The organism is Aeromonas sp. Prich7-2, from assembly GCF_017939255.1.
In the GTDB taxonomy this organism is placed as follows: domain Bacteria; phylum Pseudomonadota; class Gammaproteobacteria; order Enterobacterales; family Aeromonadaceae; genus Aeromonas; species Aeromonas caviae.
Map to the genome: position 1 here is coordinate 1 of NZ_JAGKRI010000194.1, position 580 is coordinate 580.

Here is a 580-nt window from a genome sequence, read left to right on the forward strand (position 1 = left end):
TAATGCCAGTCAGTTAAGCCTGACTGGCATTGTTTTTACTAGGTTTTCTCGTCGCATACTTCTGTGGTTTGGCTTTGATGCACCTTGGGTAACTTCGTTCTCGGCGGGCGGGTAACTTGAACTGCTCTGCCTGTTTGTCCAACTCAGCGACACGCCCTGGAACCATGCCCGGTGACACAAACGGCAGGCAACTGAGTTCATGCAGCAGATACACCGATGCCATGTGAAAGCTCAACTGGCTGGCCGTATAGCCCTTTAAGCTCGCCGCCATCCTAACCATCTGATATCTCAGTAGGTTATAGGCCAATACCAAGCCCCATAGCTCCTGCCTTACTCCATCGGGTTTCTTGCTGCGCAGCGTCAGCCGGTGCTGTTGCAGGCTATGTTTCATCTCCCGATAGCCCAGCTCGATTTCCCAGCGATTCTGGTATAGCTCCATCAACTCGCTGGCCGGGAAGCGCAGCGGGTCGGTGAGCGAGGTCAGCACCTGCCGCTCCTTGCCGTTTACCGTCCGGGTCAGCAGCCGGGCTTCGAACTGCTCCGGCAACTCGCTCCACTTCTTCTTGGCCTGCGGACTGGC

1 protein-coding gene is annotated in these 580 nt (G+C 56.0%); it reads right to left on the reverse strand.

What is annotated here, in order from left to right; all coding sequences use genetic code 11:
• Window positions 1-13: 13 nt before the first annotated feature.
• A partial coding sequence (locus tag J9892_RS20530) for a transposase (protein WP_210538811.1) occupies window positions 14-580 on the reverse strand: 567 nt, incomplete at its 5' end.